Annotated in this window: 18 protein-coding genes; 11 read left to right on the plus strand and 7 right to left on the minus strand. The window is 45.8% G+C overall.

Annotated elements, in window-relative coordinates:
* Positions 1 to 245: 245 nt before the first annotated feature.
* The gene (locus INP83_RS06595; RefSeq protein ID WP_219126778.1) at positions 246 to 1,409 is read right to left on the minus strand and encodes a hypothetical protein; all 1,164 of its coding nucleotides are present in this window, start codon (positions 1,407 to 1,409) and stop codon (positions 246 to 248) included.
* Positions 1,410 to 1,699: 290 nt separating this feature from the next.
* Between INP83_RS06595 and INP83_RS06600 the strand changes: the two genes are divergently transcribed.
* From INP83_RS06600 to INP83_RS06610, 3 genes are read left to right on the plus strand one after another with little or no spacing between them, the layout of a single operon-like run.
* Positions 1,700 to 2,302, plus strand: a complete 603-nt coding sequence (locus INP83_RS06600; protein WP_219126779.1) for a hypothetical protein — start codon at positions 1,700 to 1,702, stop codon at positions 2,300 to 2,302.
* A gap of 37 nt (positions 2,303 to 2,339) precedes the next feature.
* A complete protein-coding gene (locus tag INP83_RS06605) occupies positions 2,340 to 2,627 on the plus strand; it encodes a hypothetical protein (RefSeq protein ID WP_219126780.1) in 288 nt (95 codons plus the stop codon).
* 5 nt (positions 2,628 to 2,632) lie between these two features.
* Complete coding sequence (locus INP83_RS06610; protein ID WP_219126781.1) at positions 2,633 to 3,202, plus strand: PDZ domain-containing protein; 570 nt, start codon at positions 2,633 to 2,635, stop codon at positions 3,200 to 3,202.
* A 416-nt stretch (positions 3,203 to 3,618) separates the two neighbouring features.
* Here the strand turns inward: INP83_RS06610 and INP83_RS06615 are convergent, their stop codons facing one another.
* The 3 genes from INP83_RS06615 to INP83_RS06625 all read right to left on the minus strand — a co-directional run bounded on the left by INP83_RS06615 (position 3,619) and on the right by INP83_RS06625 (position 6,243).
* Positions 3,619 to 4,731: an AI-2E family transporter gene (locus INP83_RS06615; protein WP_255563267.1), complete on the minus strand. Its 1,113-nt coding sequence runs from the start codon at positions 4,729 to 4,731 to the stop codon at positions 3,619 to 3,621.
* 104 nt (positions 4,732 to 4,835) lie between these two features.
* Positions 4,836 to 5,306, minus strand: coding sequence for a DUF2147 domain-containing protein (locus tag INP83_RS06620; RefSeq protein WP_219126782.1), 471 nt, complete (start codon positions 5,304 to 5,306; stop codon positions 4,836 to 4,838).
* A 22-nt stretch (positions 5,307 to 5,328) separates the two neighbouring features.
* Complete coding sequence (locus tag INP83_RS06625; protein WP_219126783.1) at positions 5,329 to 6,243, minus strand: universal stress protein; 915 nt, start codon at positions 6,241 to 6,243, stop codon at positions 5,329 to 5,331.
* Positions 6,244 to 6,716: 473 nt separating this feature from the next.
* On the opposite strand from INP83_RS06625, the gene INP83_RS06630 reads away from it, so the two are divergent.
* Positions 6,717 to 8,462 (plus strand): APC family permease, encoded by a 1,746-nt coding sequence (locus INP83_RS06630; protein ID WP_219126784.1) that lies wholly within the window; start codon positions 6,717 to 6,719, stop codon positions 8,460 to 8,462.
* Between the two features lie 9 nt (positions 8,463 to 8,471).
* Positions 8,472 to 9,356, plus strand: coding sequence for a mechanosensitive ion channel family protein (locus INP83_RS06635; protein WP_219126785.1), 885 nt, complete (start codon positions 8,472 to 8,474; stop codon positions 9,354 to 9,356).
* Between the two features lie 181 nt (positions 9,357 to 9,537).
* Here INP83_RS06635 and INP83_RS06640 read toward each other — a convergent pair whose 3' ends face one another.
* A complete protein-coding gene (locus tag INP83_RS06640) occupies positions 9,538 to 10,755 on the minus strand; it encodes a DUF2254 domain-containing protein (RefSeq protein ID WP_219126786.1) in 1,218 nt (405 codons plus the stop codon).
* 274 nt (positions 10,756 to 11,029) lie between these two features.
* On the opposite strand from INP83_RS06640, the gene INP83_RS06645 reads away from it, so the two are divergent.
* The 6 genes from INP83_RS06645 (at position 11,030) to INP83_RS06670 (ending at position 18,595) form a co-directional block, all read left to right on the plus strand.
* Complete coding sequence (locus tag INP83_RS06645; RefSeq protein WP_255563268.1) at positions 11,030 to 12,910, plus strand: mechanosensitive ion channel family protein; 1,881 nt, start codon at positions 11,030 to 11,032, stop codon at positions 12,908 to 12,910.
* A 45-nt stretch (positions 12,911 to 12,955) separates the two neighbouring features.
* Positions 12,956 to 13,351 carry a hypothetical protein gene (locus tag INP83_RS06650; RefSeq protein WP_219126788.1) on the plus strand — a complete coding sequence of 132 codons (396 nt, stop codon included), beginning with the start codon at positions 12,956 to 12,958 and terminating at the stop codon, positions 13,349 to 13,351.
* Positions 13,352 to 13,461: 110 nt separating this feature from the next.
* A complete protein-coding gene (locus INP83_RS06655) occupies positions 13,462 to 15,705 on the plus strand; it encodes a bifunctional alpha,alpha-trehalose-phosphate synthase (UDP-forming)/trehalose-phosphatase (RefSeq protein WP_219126789.1) in 2,244 nt (747 codons plus the stop codon).
* A gap of 6 nt (positions 15,706 to 15,711) precedes the next feature.
* Positions 15,712 to 15,927 (plus strand): hypothetical protein, encoded by a 216-nt coding sequence (locus INP83_RS06660; RefSeq protein WP_219126790.1) that lies wholly within the window; start codon positions 15,712 to 15,714, stop codon positions 15,925 to 15,927.
* 96 nt (positions 15,928 to 16,023) lie between these two features.
* Positions 16,024 to 17,268 (plus strand): sodium:proton antiporter, encoded by a 1,245-nt coding sequence (locus INP83_RS06665; RefSeq protein WP_219126791.1) that lies wholly within the window; start codon positions 16,024 to 16,026, stop codon positions 17,266 to 17,268.
* A gap of 4 nt (positions 17,269 to 17,272) precedes the next feature.
* Entirely contained in the window at positions 17,273 to 18,595 is a 1,323-nt protein-coding gene (locus tag INP83_RS06670; RefSeq protein WP_219126792.1) for a TIGR00341 family protein, read from the plus strand.
* Between the two features lie 310 nt (positions 18,596 to 18,905).
* Here the strand turns inward: INP83_RS06670 and INP83_RS06675 are convergent, their stop codons facing one another.
* Together INP83_RS06675 and INP83_RS06680 are read right to left on the minus strand one after the other, a co-directional pair.
* A complete protein-coding gene (locus INP83_RS06675) occupies positions 18,906 to 19,130 on the minus strand; it encodes a hypothetical protein (RefSeq protein WP_219126793.1) in 225 nt (74 codons plus the stop codon).
* 9 nt (positions 19,131 to 19,139) lie between these two features.
* Entirely contained in the window at positions 19,140 to 19,376 is a 237-nt protein-coding gene (locus tag INP83_RS06680; RefSeq protein ID WP_219126794.1) for a hypothetical protein, read from the minus strand.
* Positions 19,377 to 19,378 lie beyond the last annotated feature (2 nt).

Genomic DNA, 19,378 nt, shown 5'->3' on the forward strand with positions numbered 1-19,378 from the left:
TTCTACCTGGCGGAGAGGGAGGGTTCAGAACCCACCTCTGTATTGTATTCATTTTTAGTTTGTTATGAGTTTGCCAATATTTGACTCACCGCATGACGCACCAGTTTTTTTCTTCTCTTTTTAGAGCCGTAAATCTTAAATAAAGATAATAAATTTAAGATCATAATTAAATTTTTGGCGTAATTTACTTGATCGTATAAAGGGCGCTACAATCGTTATACAATATTTAAACCAGAAACAATACATCAGGTATTCGTTCCTTTTTGATCTGCGTAAGGCTTATTATACAATGAATTAGGCTTCAAATAGATCACATTTCGCTGGAAGTCAAGTACTGTATTGAATTTTTTTAAGACATCACTTCCTAAATAATGCACGTTAGCTCCTGGTAGTGGTTTGCCTTGCGTCATGATCTGTGCCGGAACGTTTCTTAAAATGAACTTTCCGATCTTCAGGCATTCCAAATCAGCAGTGATAACGGGCAATTCATTACCTCTTGTTCCATGCATGATGACTTTTTTGATTACCGGCATTTTACTGACTGGGAACTTTGAAGCAGAAAGCGCATCATTATCCAGCATCACCGCCCTTTGATAGCCCAGGTCAAAAAAGAATAAGCTTTTGTTTTTTACACCATTTTGCCTGATCTCGCTTTCTATAAAAGGTTTGTTTTTGATATACGTGAGCTTGAATTTTTGATATTCCGGATCGTTGATGATGTGCTTAGGCATTTGGGAATGAATAAACATTCTATGGTTGTCATAATCCAATTCTACGATCATGCCGTCAAATAGATTCCAGCCAAGCAGGCCATCTACTTCGTTACCGGCTAAAGAGATGTCATACAGTTTGCTGTTATAACTGTTATGTCCTACTCGTATAGGGTACTCTTTGCTATATAATTGGGGTTGTGTTTTAACCTTATGTTTGAGGCTTTCTGTGATGATACAAACTTCAGTAGCCCCGCTATCAAAATTAAGCAATAATGAATCAATTCCATTAAGTACCACGGGGACATAATTGGTATTATATCTGTTGATGAAAAAGGGAATTGTATCATGGATGACAATTGATGATCTGCTTAGATCTTTAAGTTCAGGACATTCTATACGGGTAAGGCAAGAGTCCTTTTCATTCAGCAGTACGATAAAGTCTTTGTGCTGGCCCGGTGCCAGTTTGAAACGAATAGAATCCAAGTCTGTAATGAATTTGATTTCTGCAGGTCTTGCCAGCTTACCTGTAGAATGTACATCCAGCTTGATTTTGGGGTTAATCCCCCAATTAGAAATGGCACCAAATTGCTCATAGATCCTGGCCTGCTTAGATGTCGCTTTGATCACAGGCAATCGATGTTGGGCGATCAAACCAGAAGAATGGATGATCATTGCCAGTATAAACAGATATCTCATAAGTTCAGTGTTAGAATTGAGGTCAATTGAACGCTGATGCGACGATAACTCGTAATTTGAAACTAAAGTATGTATTCTATTGTGAAAGACGGCTCCTATTATTCTAAGAATTCAATTTAGTTTTCTGAACTTCTGAAATTTCTCCTAATTGGTGCAATACCGAGCTTAGCGCTTGTAAGGACGTTTATGCTTAAACAGTAGTTTATTTGAAAGAAAAATGGACTCGGATATATCAAATTTTCAATTGCCTGTCACGATTCCGGTAATAAAACGTCTTAACTCTCATAAGCATGATCAAAAAACTATATTTTTTCATTTTGATGCTAGTAGGCCAGGCTTGTTATGCTCAATCGATTTCGGCCCGCTTAAATAATAAAGTCATTTCGTTTGATGGCAAGAATGATCTAAATGAGGATTTAAAATTTAATCATAATAGCACCTATCTAATAAAGGTCTACCAGGAAAACATTGATATCGAAATCAATCTGTACGATAAAGAGGGTAAAAAACTCGCATCAACCGATCTGGCCGATGGAAATAAGGGATATGACAAATTGGAATACGCTGTAACACCCTCGAGAATTTACCGATTGAACATCAGGTCGGTCTCACCTCAAGCTGTCCCGAACGGTATCATTAAAATAAACATTTCTACCTTGAGTAAGGCTGAACTCAACCGTAGGAAAAGAATCGCTAAAGAAATGGAACCGGAAAATGCCAAAGATGTAACGACCATTGATATCAAACATTTTTGGGAAGCTTATGACCATTTGAATCGTGCTAAGAACTACCAGGATAGTGTACATATCATTCAGGCTGATTACCTGGGCAGATATGAAACAAGGCGTATCGGGTGCGAGCGGTACCAAAATTTACCAGTATGCAACGAATAGGACCTTGCAACTTAACTCGTCGGTTTCCATATCTGGTGTGAACTTCGTTCTGGATGATCTGTCCAGATTGAATGCCACGGTAGGCCGGAAATTTGATGGGATCATCGGCAACGACATTCTGAAGAACTACCTGACCGTGATCGACTTTACCAAACGACGTTTATTGTTATACCCATTCGATCAAAAGCTGGATACTAAGGGCTACACGGAGATCGGCTTCAATTTTTCCGACGGTCGACCTATACCCGAATTACCGGTCAGCATTAAATTGTTGACGGAGACAATTTGTCCGGCAATGTGCTTTATGATAGCGGCGCGGGGCTGACGCTCATGGTGAATACGCCATTTCAGCAGAAAAATGATCTGATGCGCAAAGTGGGAAAGCGAGTTGAAAGCACACAGGATAATCTAAGCGATAAAAGCGTCACAACGTTAGCCGCTATCGGTGGTTTGAAGTTAGGGCCTTTTGATTTTAACCAAAAACTACGAGTGAACATTTCCACCGATCAGGCAGGTGCCAGTGCCTACGAAGGTTACCTGGGGATATTAGGAGCTGAGATCATCAACCGTTTTGATCACATCATTGATTATAAGGCTAAGCGGATCTATCTCAAACCAAATTATCTTTATAAACAGAAGTTCGTTGCCGCCGTGCCTCCGGTGAAATTATGTCTGAAAGATCATAAGGTCATTATCTCCAGCATTATCAAAGATTCGCCTGCTTACCGTAGCGGGTTGCGCGAAGGGCAGACAATCGTTTCGATCAACGGCAGATCGAATACAGATCTGCAATTTTATAAGGAAATGATGCTTAAAGAAAATGAAGAGGTCGAAGTGGCCTATCTTGATGCCAACGACCGTCCAATCAAATGCCGTTTTAAGATCGAAAAGCTGCTGTGAGATCTTGCTTAAATTCGGAGGTTCCATATAAATACCAAGCATGAAACGTTGATGACTGGTGGTCTGTAATGTTTAAAGTAACAATCTAAGAGCGCTTCTCTTATTCATTGGACATGTTTGCTATTAACACGAAGCAGTGAGTAACAAACTTGAACTCGCTCTCATTTCGATCATTTTACAGGCCATCTTGCAGGTTACCCGTAACCTTTTTCAGGGTTGATGTATTCTGGTGACGGGATCTACAAATCGCTGAGATATCTATAACCGATATTGGGCGTGTCAAATATTCCAGGGGTACTGCCTATGTTAATTACTTTATCCAGAAACAAAGTATTTGCTTTGCAAGCTTTGATCGGTCGTCTTTGAATTGCAATAAATGCCTGCTGGCCAAATGTTAATATCTAAAGTCCAACAATTTAATTAGACTTTTTTTTGAACCAGGCCTTGATCCTGGACCAAAGCGGTTTTTGATCCCGGCTTTCATCATCATTGCCAATGAGGTAACCGTAAGGTTTGAGCGGCTCGATATGATCGAATATAATTTTAAGCATCCCCAATAGCGGAATGGCGAGTACCATACCGCCGACGCCCCAAACGGCTTCGCCTACGATTAAGACGAAAATGGTAAAGAAGGGATTAACGTCGACATCTTTGCCGACGACCAGCGGTTGCAGTATGTAGCTCTGAATGAACTGCACTAGCCCATAAGTGATCAATACCTGGATGACCATGGAGCCGCCGCCGCCCTGTGCAAGCGCCATCATTGCGGTCAACGTGGTACCGGTAATATTGCCGACAAATGGAATGATCTCCAGAGTGCCGCAGAGAATGGCAAAGAAAAACGCGTTCTCTACACCGACGATAGAAAATCCTATGCCATACATAATCCAAAGGCAAACGATCATTTTTGCGAGGCCGGAAAGGTATTTCTGCGCTACACCGGTGGCTTCATTCATGATCATGCTCGCTTTTTCCTCCTGCTGATCACCGGCCAGTTTCAGGATAAAACGCTTAAAATGACGGCGGGCGCTGATAAAAAGAAATACATAGATCAGCATTAAGACAGCGGTGGTCAGCGAGCCCAGGAAACCGGTAGCCAGCGAGGCCAGGTAGCCGGCGGCACTTCCTGCCCCGGATGAGCCCTGTTTTTTGATCAGCTGCTCCTGCTGCGCTTTGGAAACACCAAACTTGTCGTTCACCGTTTGCTGTAGTCCGGTAAGTAGTTTTTTGATCTGTTCCTCTACCTGGTTCAGGTTGGTCTGGATATTGGATACCCGCCAGCTAAGCAAAAAGACAAAACCGGCGACCGCTGCCAACAGCACCAGAATGCAGATTACGGCTGCGACCGTCCGGTTAACTCCATTTTCTTCAAGCCAGCGGCTCAAGGGCAGCAGTAGCATGGCGATGATCGCGGCGAGCGCGACGGGCACCAGGATTCCGGCAGTGAAATACAGCCCGCTGAAAATAAGGAACAACAGGAAAAGATAAAGAACCGGCTTTAGCGGGTCTGGATATGTTTTTGTCATCATGTATCAATTGATCGCTCCTGTTGTTTTGCAAGGCTATGGTCTGCGGCTACTACATAGAGCAATGGTCTGTTTTTGCAACAGCGTTAGTCCGGTAATGGTTTGGTTTACCTAATGCGGTGAAAGATCATGCTTTTACCGATCCATTTGAAATGCCAGTAACCCCGCACTTTAAGCAAACCTTTTTTATTTATGGAGGCGGAAGCGTTCCATTCCTTACCATGCTTGGAATCATAAACCTTGCCGTTTTCCCAGGTTCCTTTATCAGCCTTATATTCAAGATCGCGCAAAATGCTCATGCCTAGTATGGTCCGGTTTCGCAACTTTGGATCAGGATTACGCTTATCTTTCCAGTAGCTCATCGGCTTGCCTTCCGTATCACTGAACCAGATGATCTTCGCTTTAAATTCCTGATGCTCCATATAAATACGAATACGTAATGACTTAGCCTGATTCTCCCAATCGCCGCAAATGCGCTGGCTTGCAGGAAAGTTCTGAGCATATGAAGCTTGGTTAAAAAGAACCAACGATAGATAAGAAAGAAAAAGGTATATCAGTGGCTTTTGAAGAGATAACATCTTAATTAGATCATTCACCTACTTAATAGTTTAATTGAAGTTTGCTGGAATGAACTAATTTAAGCGGGCTTTCAACCTTTGCTTTGATCGGCTGATCTTTAACGAACAGTACGGCCACTTCAGTATTCCGGATCATGCGCTGGGTGAAACTGCCGAAGAAAAATTCTTTCAGATCACGGCGTGTTTTTGCTTCAATGACGAGCAGCCCGGCATTTTTTTCGCGGGCGATCCCGATAAGTTCTTTTACAACATTAAGGCTATAAACGGAACTACGGCTAACAGATCCGGCGATCGCCTGAAGTCTCCATTTGATCCGTGCTGCCAGTTCCCTGATCGGATTCAGCAGACCCAGGTCTTGCTTTTTTACCATGCCGATGACCGAAACATCAGCATGGTTTTTCTTAATGATGCTGCGTGACAGACGCAACTTGTTGACCGCGTCCTCTCCGCCAAGAACAGGAAAGATAATGTCACTAAACTGGTCAACTGCTTTTGCAGCTGGTACGGTCAGCAGATGTCCCGTGCTGTTTTGCAGGACCTTGTAGGGCAGGCTATCGATCAGGTAAGAATCTTTGGCAAGTTCCGGGTCTGTTCCCATCACCGTGATGTCTGCATTTAAATAATTCGACACCTCCGCGATCAAGATCGCACGGTGTCCGGTCTCAATATGCAAGCGGCAATTAACCTGATGGCTGCTGCGTATCGCCATAACGATCTTATCGAGTAATACTCGGTCTTTCTCCCAAACATCTTCTATCATTGGGGCGATGGTCACTAACTGTCCCATCTCCGGGTAATAATGCATCAGGTCTTGTACGTACAATAAATGCAAGACAGCATCATGTCGTTTAGCCATTTGTATAGCAGTGTTCAGGGCGTTAAGTGATGTGTCGGAAAGATCAATAGGGATCAATATATTTTTGATTTCAGTATTCATAACTTTAGAATTTAAGGGTTAATAGATCCAGGTGATCGCGGACGGATCTCCTGCTGAAGTATGCTTAATATACGAAAAAAAAGTGGGATCACCAAATTTAAACCGACCTTTTTGTAAGCTTTTGCGGTGTTCGTTCAGGTCAACAGTGCTAATTTCTGTTCATCAGTTGTCTATTTATGATAGTTGAATGATGCATAATACCGGTCAAAAAGCGATCGCCGACCAACCGTTTTTAGAATTCACGATGACGCTAACTTTTGAAGCTCCGCGGACTTTGCTTTTATGAAAACAGTACAAAGCGGAAGCTTTGTTTCGTGTGAACGATGTTGTTATCGCTGCATCTGACATAATGCTTGATCATGATGATCAAAAGATCCATGAACAGGTTATTTACAGGCCCTGAAATCGAGCTTTCCAAACAAAAGCAATCTTTAATGTTTGATACTATATCAACCAGCACCTAAGGCCGGCCGATGAGTAAAAAGAACATAACACTACATAAGCTGAATGAATTACAGGCTACCGCTATATCCGGTAACGATATCAGTTCTTCTTGCCTGTATGTTTCCGCGCTGACCATTGCTTATGCGGGCCAGTATGCCTGGATATCCCTGCTGGTGGTGGCCCTTGTGCTTTTTTTGTTCCGAAAGATCTATGGCGAGGTGGTCGGCGCTTTACCTTTGAATGGTGGTGCCTACAATGTTTTACTTAATACGGCCTCCAAACGGACGGCTTCCTTTGCCGCCTGTCTGACCATTTTATCTTACATGGCTACCGCCGTGATCTCGGCTTATGAGGCTATGTTCTATTTTCACGATATTGTGCATGACCTTCCCCTGATCCCGGCAACGATCATGATCCTGGTCATCTTCATGATGCTCACGATCATCGGCATCGGCGAGTCCGCCTTCGTAGCCGTCATCATCTTTATCACCCATATCGCTTCGCTCGTGCTGCTCGTGCTGTCGGCCTGCTGGTTCGTAGTACAGCATGGTACCGGCATTTTCCTTTCCAACTGGCACTTGCCGGTCACTTCAGGAGGTGTCGCCACCGCTTTATTCCTGGGCTTCTCGGCGGCCATGCTGGGCATTTCAGGTTTTGAAAGTTCGGCGAATTTTGTAGAAGAGCAAAAGCCTGGCGTGTTTCCGAAAACGCTGCGTAATATGTGGGCGGTGGTCAGTTTTTTTAACCCTGTGATCGCTTTACTGGCCCTTGCTGTCCTTCCTATGGCAGCAATTAGCGGACATCAGGAATCGCTGCTTTCGTTTATGGGAGAAAAGGCCGGCGGTAATTGGCTTAGTCACCTCATCGTGATCGATGCCGTACTGGTATTGAGCGGGGCAGTTTTGACCTCCTATGTGGGTGTGACCGGCCTTGCCGAGCGGATCACGCTGGACAGGATCCTGCCCAATTTCTTCCTGGCTCAAAATCGCAGAGGCGTAAATTACCGCATCGTGATCGGCTTCTTTTTATTATGCGTTTCCATCTTGCTGGTTACCAAAGGCGATCTGGCAAGTCTTGCAGGGGTCTATACGTTTTCTTTCCTATTGGTAATGGCTTTGTTCGGCGTGGGCAACCTGCTTTTGAAGGCAAAACGGGAAAAGTTGCCACGGCCCGAACGTGCCACGGTCATATCCGTCATCATCGCTATAGGCTTTATCATCACAGCCTTCCTGGGTAATATGCGGCTGAATCTGCCATCATTCTACGTATTTATTCAATATCTCATTCCAACGGTCCTGTTCGTGTTGTTAATGTTAAACCGTGTGCGAGTGATCAGGTGGCTGATCTTCGCGGTGAGTTATGCCGGTCAGCCTTTACAGCGGCTGGTAAAACGAACGATACGACCTTACAGAACTTTGATCAAATTGAATTCGCAGGAATTGGTGTTCTTCACCCGGGGGGACAATGTGGCCATCCTCAACCGTGTGATGATCTATGTGGAGGAAAACGAAGCGACCAAGCGCCTGAAGATCGTCCATATCGCCAATGAAGATAGTAATAATGACAACTTGAAAGTAGACATTGAAGTACTGGATCGGGCTTACCCGGACATTGATATTAATTTCGTAGAGATCGAGGGACAGTTCGGTCCGGAAATGATAGACCGGCTGTCGGAGGAATGGGGCATTCCGAAGAACTTTATGTTCATCGGTGCGCCAGGTAACAAATTTCCGTATCATGTTTCGGAGCTCGGAGGGGTTAGGCTTATCATGTAAATGCTTTTTATGGATATAGATCATGCATACCGACTAATAACAGAAAAGCTGACACTTTGGACCAGGGAGTTCATTCGTCTGCTGCCCAACATTTTTTTGGCCGCTCTGATAATGACGTTTGGCTTCTTTATCGCCAGATCAGCCAGCAAAGCCCTTCAGCGGTTGATGCGGCGATTCATTCCTAACCAAACGCTGGATAACCTTTTTGGCTCGCTTATATACCTGTTCTTACTGGGTGTATTCTTTTTTATTGCACTCAGCATATTAAAACTGGATAAGGCGGTCACCACCATTTTGGCGGGGGCAGGTATCGCCGGACTTGCGCTGGCCTTTGCATTTCAGGACATTGCCGCTAATTTTATGTCCGGGATCCTGATCTCTATCCGTCGGCCGCTCAATGTGGGAGATATCGTGAAGGTCAAGGACTATATGGGTAAAGTGGAGGAGATCAACCTCCGTGATACCATCGTACGCACTTTCCAGGGACAAATGGTGATCATTCCCAATAAAGACGTATTCCAAAATCCCATCGAGAATTATTCGATGCTGGGTAAAAGAAGATTTGACCTGAGCATCGGCGTGTCTTACGGAGATGATCTGGATAAAGTTAAGACGGTAACGCTTGCGGCTGTAAAAGATATCCCGGGCCTTTGTGAGGACAGCGAGGTCACTATGTTTTATCAGGAGTTCGGGGACAGCTCCATCAACTTTGTTATCCGGCTTTGGGTAAACTCACCTGAGCAGCCTGCGTTTCTGCAAGTCGGCAGCGAAGCCATTATGCGGATCAAGAAGGCTTATGATGAGAACGACATCATGATACCGTTTCCGATCAGGACGCTTGATTTTGGTATTAAGGGTGGTGTTCCACTGAGCGATATGAAAGAACGGAAATAATTCACATTACCTCGGTTGGTTTAAAATCTGCGTGTCATACAACGCTAGCTGTCGTCCGCTATTTCTCAAGGTAAAATGTTTAAGGACCTGACTGCCGACCCATCTACCGTTATCTGTTCTACCCGGATAACGGCCTTTTGATCAAACCGCCATGCCGTCTGTTGTATAGATGATCAAGTGGCTAAGCAGCAACAGCTTTATCCTTAAAAGCCTGCAGGATCTGGTGATGGTTCCCGGAACTATCTTGTTGTCGCAGCTGATCGGCCAGGTGCTTTATTGCATCCTTTACGTAGCGGTCATCTTTGCCGTAGTGGCAGATCGGTCCGATACAATCTTCAAACAATTCCTCAAAAGTAGCCACCTGCTGACGGATACGTGGATCACCATTCTTGTCTCTGATAATTTCCGGCAAGCAATGAGAGAGCCTGTAGGCGAAAAGGTCTGACAAGGCATTGATGGCCAGCACCGCAGTAGCGGGATCATTGATACCCGGACTCAGCGCCTTAATGGCCACTTCGGCCAATTGACGAAAGCCATATTCAGGATTCACATCGATCGGTTGACCAGGAAAAAAATCTATATTGAGGTAAATGTCTCTTTTTACTTCCTCTGTCAGGCCGGTGACTCCATAGATCTTTAAAAAGTCTGACCCTTTGATGAGATAGGATCCTTTTTGATGAAGAAGATCGATCTTCAACTGTTGTTGGGTCGCCAATTGCATTAGCGTCTTTTCATTGAAGCCCTGGTAATAACCTGATTCATTTGCAGGTAGTATGAAGGATCCCGCAGGGTCATCTTCAAGCTTTTCATCGACAGTGCTACAAAAATGCTTTTTCATAGATTCAAGTGTTTGCGTCTGCACCCTTTTGATGACCGTTTCGAATTTCACGGTCTGCGTAACATAATCCAAAAAGTAGATGAACAGAAAAATGTCGGCAACGGTCAGGATGATGAGCAGGTAGATGCTGATCGCCGGCACATAAACGCCGCTGCTGATATCACGGATGGTACTTAAAAGGAAGAGTGCATAAACTATGGTGCCGATATAACAACCCAGTACCACCTGCTGGAACCGGTTACCGATCATACTGTTCAGTATGCGGTTGCTCATTTGTGATGCAGCCTGGTTAAGAACGATCATGACCATGGAGAAACTGAACACCGTCAGAGAAATGATGCCGCCTGCAATTGTGGTCAAAATGGACCTTGCCGTACTGGCATCTTTAAGACTAAGCCAGCTCAATTGCTGCTTGAACTGTTTTCCCGAAGGAGAAAAATCTATCCGCAGCATGATGACCGATAATAACAAATAGACTACGGCAATGATCGCCGGGTAAAATGCGATACTGCTGGTGATCTTATTATAATGCTTACGCAGCCATTTGATCAATATTTTCATATGCGGGTCGTTTACCTTGATAAAAACAGAAGCGAACAAATAGTTTGTCTAATCCGTATTGTAATAAGTGTATTTGCGTATCTTATCTATTGAAAGGATCACTTGTCGAAGATCGACGGTGGCGCGATCCTATGTTGCGGCCAAAGGAAAAAGATGATCCGATCAACGGTTAGACCACACTTTTTATACATTTATGTAGATTTTTAAGAATTAATAATATTACCTATAGAGGCTGATGATCAAAAACATACGTTGCTCGAGATACTTATTGTTAATGACCCTGACGGTACTATATCTTGTCAGGCCGCTGACAGGCTTTGCACAGCAGGACAGTCTTCAGCAGCGGAAAGATTCTTTGGACAACGCTCGTTTGGACAAGCAATCAGCCCGTGTCAAACAGTTCGCTGCGGAACGGCTGGCCGATTCGCTCAAACGGGTGGAACTGGAGGCAAAAGTGGCAGAATTGAGTAGCACGGATAATCTCAAAAAAGCGGAATTGCAAAAGCAGCTCGAGCATATTCGGCAACAGGATTCGGTGAAACGCAGCCGACAGAAACATGAAGTAGATTCTCTTCGCCGCTTCATCAAAGGATTCCCGGTGATGCTGATGCAAGATACTTTGTTCAAGATCTATGTGAGGCAGGGTAGCTTTACCGCACAGGACAGAGCCGCTGCCATTAGTGCCCGCATTAAAGGTTTGGGAGAACGTTTCAATTTTAATACAGACTCGTTGAAACTTGGTCCTGCTGAACTCAGCACCGATATCGTTTACGGAAACTCACTCCTAATCTCTGTATCTGACCAGGACGCACTCTGGCTCAACACCAGCCGTGAACAATTAGCGACCAGGCTGCGTAACGTCATTGCTGACGCCGTGGTCAGATATCAGAACGAAACGAGCTGGCAAAATCTGGTCAAGGAAGGCCTGCTGGCCTTCCTTGTGATCGTCGTTGTTGCGCTGATCATTTATGGTGTTAACCGTTTGTTCCGTTCGATCCAGGTTAAAGTGGTCAGATCGCAGGGTACCTACATCAAAGGTTTTAAGTTAAAGAATTACGAGGTATTCAATTCCGACCAACAGCTAACCGTGATCAGCGCCCTGCTGACACTGGTCAAATGGGTGGTGGTTCTGCTGGTACTCTACCTGGCTCTGCCGGTATTGTTCGGGATCTTTCCCTTCACCCGTGAATTGTCCAACCGTTTGCTTGATTACATATTAGATCCGGTCAGGCGCATTGCGCTGGCGGTTTGGAACTATGTGCCTAACCTGATCACTATTATTGTACTGGTGGTCGTATTCCGTTATGTGATCCGCTTGCTCAGATATTTAAAGACGGAGATCGAACGGGGACAATTGCACATTCCAGGCTTTTATGCAGATTGGGCGAATCCGACCTACCAGATCGCCCGCGTACTGGTATTGGCGTTTATGCTCATCGTGATCTTCCCTTACCTGCCCGGTTCGGATTCGCCTATCTTTAAAGGGGTTTCCGTTTTTATGGGCGTGCTCTTTACTTTTGGCTCCGCAGGCGCGCTCAGCAATGTGGTGGCGGGGCTGGTCATGACCTATATGCGGGCATTCAAAGTCGGTGATCGGGTCAAGATCGGTGACGTGACGGGTGATGTGATCGAGAAGACCGTTCTGGTGACCCGGGTTAAAACAATCAAGAATGAATTGATCTCGATTCCGAATTCGACCGTGATGTCCAGCCATACGACCAATTACAGCAGCGAAGCTCCTACCGCTGGGCTGATCATTAATACTACCGTAACCATTGGTTATGATGTCCCCTGGCGTCAGGTTCATCGCCTGCTGATCACTGCGGCTGGTCAGACCATTCATATCGAACAGGACCCTGCCCCCTTTGTGTTGCAGACAGGACTGGAAGATTATTATGTGAGCTACAACATCAATGCTTACACTAAAGAGCCTAATAAGCAGGCGCTTATTTACTCCAGCCTGCACGCCAATATCCAGGATTGCTTCAATAAGGAAGGGGTCGAGATCATGTCTCCGCACTACCGGGCGGTACGTGACGGCAATGTGACCACTGTTCCTGCCGAATATTTGCCCGATGACTATGAAGCGCCGGTATTCAGGTTGCCCCGGAGGGACAGAGGCGATCAGAAGCCGGAGCCTCCGGTGAACGACTAGCCCTAAAATTTGGTTTTTTGCACGAATATTGTTACATTAAACCATATGATATTAAAAAAGTGGCTAATCTTTCTGGTTTCCGCCTGGCTGATCAATACATTGGTCTGTTTCCACGGTGCTGAACTGTTCGATGCCCAACCCGCCAAAGGGTTCACTTATATCATCAATGGTCATGCACCGCAAAATCTGGTGGTTTGGCTGGGCAAGCAGACAAAAGTGACGGATAGTGATGGCGCTACGAAGCCGCTAAAGATCAAGTTCAGGTATCGCTATCTTCACTCACCTTATCAGTCGCTGCTTATCTACTGGCGCCGTGCTGAAATGATCTTATGGCAAGCAGACAGCTTTGCAATGATCATCAAACGGGCAATGCGAACAACCAGGTCATTGGTTTCCGCCCAGCTATCTGCAATTCCCATCTTCCGGCTTACGCCGTTCTGATCATCCCGGTCAAAACTGCTATCCATTATTTTTTTACCGGTCAGCACAGTTATGCGCAAGCCATTGCTTTGCGCTGATTTTTCATGGCCATAAACTCTGAAAAAGACCTTATGTCGAAATTACTTATTATATCTAACCGCCTTCCGCTTACTATTGAGAAGCATGGGGAAACTTACACCTGCCGTCAATCTTCAGGTGGTTTGGTGTCCGCCATTGATGCTTTCCTTTCACAAACAGAAAATGATCGATTTAATCGGCGTATCTGGGTTGGCGTGTCGGAATACCCTGAAAAAACATGGATGGCTGCAATTCCATCAGCAGCCGGTGAATACGAGTTTTTACCCATATTCACACCCGCTAAACAATACGATCAATATTACAATGGCTTTTCAAACTCAGTGATATGGCCCTTGTTTCACTATTTCCCATCTTTTGCCGACTACACGCCATCCTTCTACGAATCTTATAAGAAGGTGAACGCCAAATTTGCGGAAGAACTGGCAAAGGTGATCGATAGCGAAGATACCGTGTGGATCCACGACTATCATTTATTGCCGTTGTCCGGTATGTTGCGCAAGCAGTTCCCAAGGCTCACTATCGGTTTTTTTCTTCATATACCGTTTCCGTCATACGAGCTATTTCGGCAGGTACCGCGGGAATGGCAGCAAGAATTGCTACAGGGTATGTTAGGAGCCGATGTGATCGGCTTCCATACGACCGAGTACCTCAAACATTTCTGCAACTGCGTTTCTAAAGTATTAAAAACACCGGTATCAAATGATATTATCTACTGGCAAGACAGAGAGATTTGTGTAAAAGCGATACCGATCGGGATAGATTATGAAAAGTTTCAGGAAAAAGCCGCTGACAGGACCGTATTGCTTAAGCGGTCTGAATACCTGCGGTCGAAGCAGGACAGGAAACTGATTTTCTCCGTGGACCGGCTGGATTATACAAAAGGCATATTCAACCGGTTAAAAGGGTACCGCGAATTCCTGGTACAAAACCCGGGGTACCGGGGGAAGGTGGTTTTCACACTGGTGATCGTGCCCTCAAGGGATAACATCAGCAAATATGCTGAACGTAAGAGAATGATCGATGAATATATCGGTAACTTCAACAGCCGGTTCGGCAATATCAGCTGGCAACCGGTCATTTACCAATATGGCCATCTTACTGTTGAAGAACTTGTCGGGATGTATACAGCCTGCGACCTCGCCCTGATCACACCGATACGTGACGGAATGAATCTGGTCGCTAAGGAATTTATTGCATCCCGGCGTGACCGGCAGGGCGTATTGGTGCTTAGTGAAATGGCCGGCGCCGCAGAGGAACTAACGGAAGCTTTGCTGATCAACCCTAATGACCGGCTGGAGATCGCCCGGATGATCCGTCAGGGACTGGAAATGAGTACCAGCGAACAGGAGGCCCGCATGACCGCTATGCAGGAAAAGATCCGTACGTCTGATGTAAATAATTGGGCAACATCATTCTTTCATACACTTGACGAAGTAAAGGATCAGCAGCAGCAGAGAATGCCAAAACTGCTTGATAATTTCGCAAAGGCCAGGTTATTGGAAGATTATAAAGCAGCAGATAGAAAGCTGTTCTTGCTCGATTATGATGGTACGCTGGCACCGTTCTGCGCAGATCCCCAACTCGCTGCACCTTCTCCTGAGGTACTGCAAACTTTGGCTGAACTTAGCGCCGACCCTGGCAATGAGATCTACGTCGTTTCAGGCAGAGACAGCGATACGCTGGCAAAGTGGCTGGGACATCTGCGGGTAGGTCTCATTGCAGAGCACGGCCTGAAGCAGCGTTCTGTCGATGAGGATTGGAAAAAACGAACAGGCATCGATCCGGGGCAAGCACTGGCTCCTGTTCAGCAACTTATGGAGCGTTTTACCCAAACCTGCCCCGGGTCATTTGTGGAATGTAAAGAAGCTTCAGTAGCCTGGCATTACCGTAAGTCTGATCTTACGCTTGGACCGATCAAAGCCGCACAACTGCATCAGTTAATAGAGAAACAGATCGACGCCTCGACGTTGAGTGTGCTGCAGGGGCATAAGGTGCTGGAGGTAAAAGCAGCGACAATTAATAAGGGCAACGCTGTTACTGCGATATTACACGGACAGGCTTATGACTTTTTATTATGTGCCGGCGATGACCGGACCGACGAGGATATGTTCCGCCAGCTTCGCGGACGATCGGATGCTTTTACCATCAAGATCGGGGCTGAGGCATCTCTTGCTGAATATAACCTGTTAACGCCTTACCTGATGCTGGAATTGCTGCAGCGAATAGCGGTATGCGGAGCATCGCTTAAACAAAACGAATTATCAACCATTAAATAAAATTATATGAAAAAGTCAATTGGGATCATCATGATTGTATTGGGCGCTGTTATGCTCATCTGGACCGGCTTTACCTATATAAAGAAAGAAAAAGTGGTAGACGCAGGCCCTATACAAGTTTCAGCCGATAAGGAGAAAAGTGTTAACTGGCCGCCGTATGCCGGGGGCGTACTGCTGCTAGGCGGCGTAGTTTTGCTGGCAACCGGCCGTAAAAGCAGGTGATCCGGCATCAGACAACTCTTATCAGCGGCGTTAAAACGCCGCTTTTTTACGTGGCCATGCGGCAAGAATGTATCTTAGACAATTCGATCCTGAACAATGAACATTAACGAAATTCTGACGATCACCATCGTACTGGCGGCGATCTTTGCTTATATCAACCATCGGTACATCAAGTGGCCACCTACCATCGGAATCATGATCCTGTCACTTGGCGCTTCTTTAGTGCTGGCTGTTTTAGGGCCTTCACATTCCCTTTTGTCCAAAAAAGCCGTTGAACTGGTCACTTCGATCGATTTCCAAGAGGTGCTGATGAACTTTATGCTGAGCTTTCTGCTGTTCGCGGGCGCGATACACATTGATGCGCAGAAGCTCAGAGCGCAGGGCTTACCGGTCATTGTCCTGGCCACTGTCGGCATCCTGCTGTCCACCTTTATCGTCGGTGGTTTGATGAGCGTTGTCTTTAACTGGTTCGGGCTCAAAGTTCCGTTTATCTACTGCCTGTTATTCGGCTCGCTGATCTCACCGACGGATCCTATTGCGGTATTAGGCTTATTAAAGGCCGCTAAGATACCGGCAACCCTGGAGTTGAAGATCTCCGGCGAATCACTGTTCAACGACGGTGTGGCGGTGGTGATCTTCATAACTATTATTGAGATCGCCCGGTCCGGTGGAGCCGACATTTCGCTCCTCGATACTTCCAAGCTTTTTTTGCAGGAGGCTGTTGGCGGGTTGGCCTTTGGTGCTGCCGTAGGCTACATTGGCTTTCTGGCCCTGCGGTCCATCGACGACTACAAGGTGGAGGTCCTCATTACTTTGGCCATTGTCATGGGCGGTTACTTTGCTGCCAGTCACCTGCACGTATCCGGCCCTCTGGCTATGGTGGTGGCGGGTCTCATTACCGGAAACAAGTCGAAGGCCGAAGGCATGTCTGATGTTACCCGCGATTACCTGGGCAAATTTTGGGAGCTGATCGACGAGATATTGAACGCCATCCTGTTCTTACTGATCGGTTTTGAAGTACTTGTCATTAAGGTGAATTCGACCTTGTTGCTGATCGGCGCCATAGCCATTCTGGTGGTCCTGCTGGCCCGCTGGTTATCGGTTATTTTGCCGGTTACCGTGCTTCGACGCTGGGTCAAATTCGAACCCAATGCGGTGACCATCCTGTCCTGGGGCGGCTTGCGTGGGGGAATATCCGTAGCACTGGCTTTATCACTGGGTAACGGGATGTTTCGGGATGAGTTCGTACTGATCACTTACGTGATCGTCGTTTTCTCTATACTGGTTCAAGGGCTGACCATCGGGAAACTGGCCGGTCGTTTGCAGCAAAAAAGTACATAGCATCATGGGAGAGATTTCAAAAGCCATACAAAACTTCATAGCACACCGATTCAGCCTGCAGGAAGACCGAGCAGAAGAACCAGTTATTATTGAATCGATACGTAAGAATGTAGATTTTAAAGGTGCTAACCTTTGGGCGTTGATATTTGCCATTTTCATTGCCTCCATCGGCCTTAACGTCAATTCGACAGCGGTGATCATTGGAGCCATGCTGGTTTCTCCGATTATGGGCCCGGTAATGGGCATTGGACTGGGAATAGGGATAAACGATCTTGAACTGCTTAAAAAAGGAGGAAAGAACCTGCTGGTCGCTACCTTATTCAGTATTCTTACCTCGACGATTTACTTTTATGTTACACCGCTTCATGAAGCGCAATCAGAACTTCTGGCACGTACATCGCCATCGATATGGGATGTATTTATCGCTTTTTTTGGTGGATTAGCCGGTATGGTCGCTGCATCCAGGAACGAGCGGAGTAACGTGATCCCCGGCGTAGCCATTGCTACCGCCCTGATGCCGCCACTTTGTACCGCAGGCTTTGGTCTGGCGACCGGCAACTGGCTGTTTTTTTTGGGCGCGCTCTATTTATATTTTATTAATAGCGTATTCATCGCGATCGCAACCTTTCTGATGGCCAGGTATCTTAAACTGAGCAGAAGGCATGTAGAGAATCCGGACACGGAAAAGAAGGTAACCCGCTACATGGTCATGGTGGTACTGGTCACTATTATTCCCAGTATCTACATGGCCTATCGGATCGTAGATAAAAGTATCTTTGAGACCAATGCCCGGAGGTTCGTCGACGAACAATTTCATTTCGCCAAGACGCAGGTAATTTCGCGCTCCTATCGATACAGCACAAAGGAAAAAGAGATCGATCTGCTATTGATCGGGAACGAACTTAATAAAACACAAATGGACTCGCTTCGACTGCATTTGAACAGCTATAAACTGCAGGGGGTGAAACTGAACATCAGGCAGGGCCTAAATGCCAAGCAGGAGATCGACTTCTCGCAGATCAAGGCCAGTATCATGGAGGACGTTTTCAGCCGGCAGAAAGTTGCGGATACGATCCGTAAAGCTGCCGCTTCGCGTGCGGTAGCTGATACTAACGTCTTACAGGAATTGAAGGTGCTTTATCCTGGGATACGCACCTTTGGCACGAGCGATATGGTGATTCACTCGGCTTCAGACGGTGAGCGAGATACCGCAAGGGTCGCCGTTGCTTCTTTCGGTGGCACAATGAAAGAAGCAGACCGGAAAAAATTACAGAAATGGCTTCAGGTAAGATATCGTTCTGATCGTATCAGGCTGGTCGTACAATAAGGAAAAGATCAAACATATCATGCAGTGTTGGCATCATTCTCGCTGGCTATTCCTGCAATGGCCGGGCATTTAGAGCATCGCGTTATTTACCAAAATTGAGACCATCTGTTCCACGCTGCCTACAAGTTTTTTTTATATAATAATTATAGTTAAGCATCTTCAAACCCTGTTTCGTGGCTTCTTCCGCCAGTTTTGGAGCAATTTGGTGAGTTTCAGTCCGATTCATAAAGGGCTTCAAAATGGCTATCAGTGAATTTTTTCAGTTTGGAGTCGTTTTGAATGGTTGTCGTTAGTTAACCATTCAATGAATTTAAAGATCTAAACGCAGGTGCACTGTGCTATCTGGAAAGATCGGGAAGAAAAGATGTTCGTCATATGTCTTTGAGGTCAGCAGCATGGGCGGCAGGTCATTCTTTTCATTCGTTTGGCGAACGACCGCCGAAACGGTCTGAACGCCTTTGTCATCGGTATGGATATTCAGCAGGATATTGCCTTTGTGCATGCCTGCTATCTGTTCAAAAAAGTTCGTTCTCATGTTATTGCTTTAAGTGGCTAACGCTGCGATGGCCAGTAAAATCAAGCCTGCCCATCTGCAGAGTTTGCCGATCATTAATAAAGTTGTTTCTAAAATTCCCGTGATCACTGCCTTACGGTAGCTGCTGAATTGTTGTAAACCGCAGTTTCCCCTGCGATTGAACCTGCGCCTGCCGACGTAATATCGAATCAGCAGGTAAAACAGGATCAGTCCGATACCGCAAACGATCATCTTGTGGTTTTGCATCT

Origin of the sequence: Mucilaginibacter sp. 21P, assembly GCF_019331605.1 — a bacterium.
In the GTDB taxonomy this organism is placed as follows: domain Bacteria; phylum Bacteroidota; class Bacteroidia; order Sphingobacteriales; family Sphingobacteriaceae; genus Mucilaginibacter; species Mucilaginibacter achroorhodeus.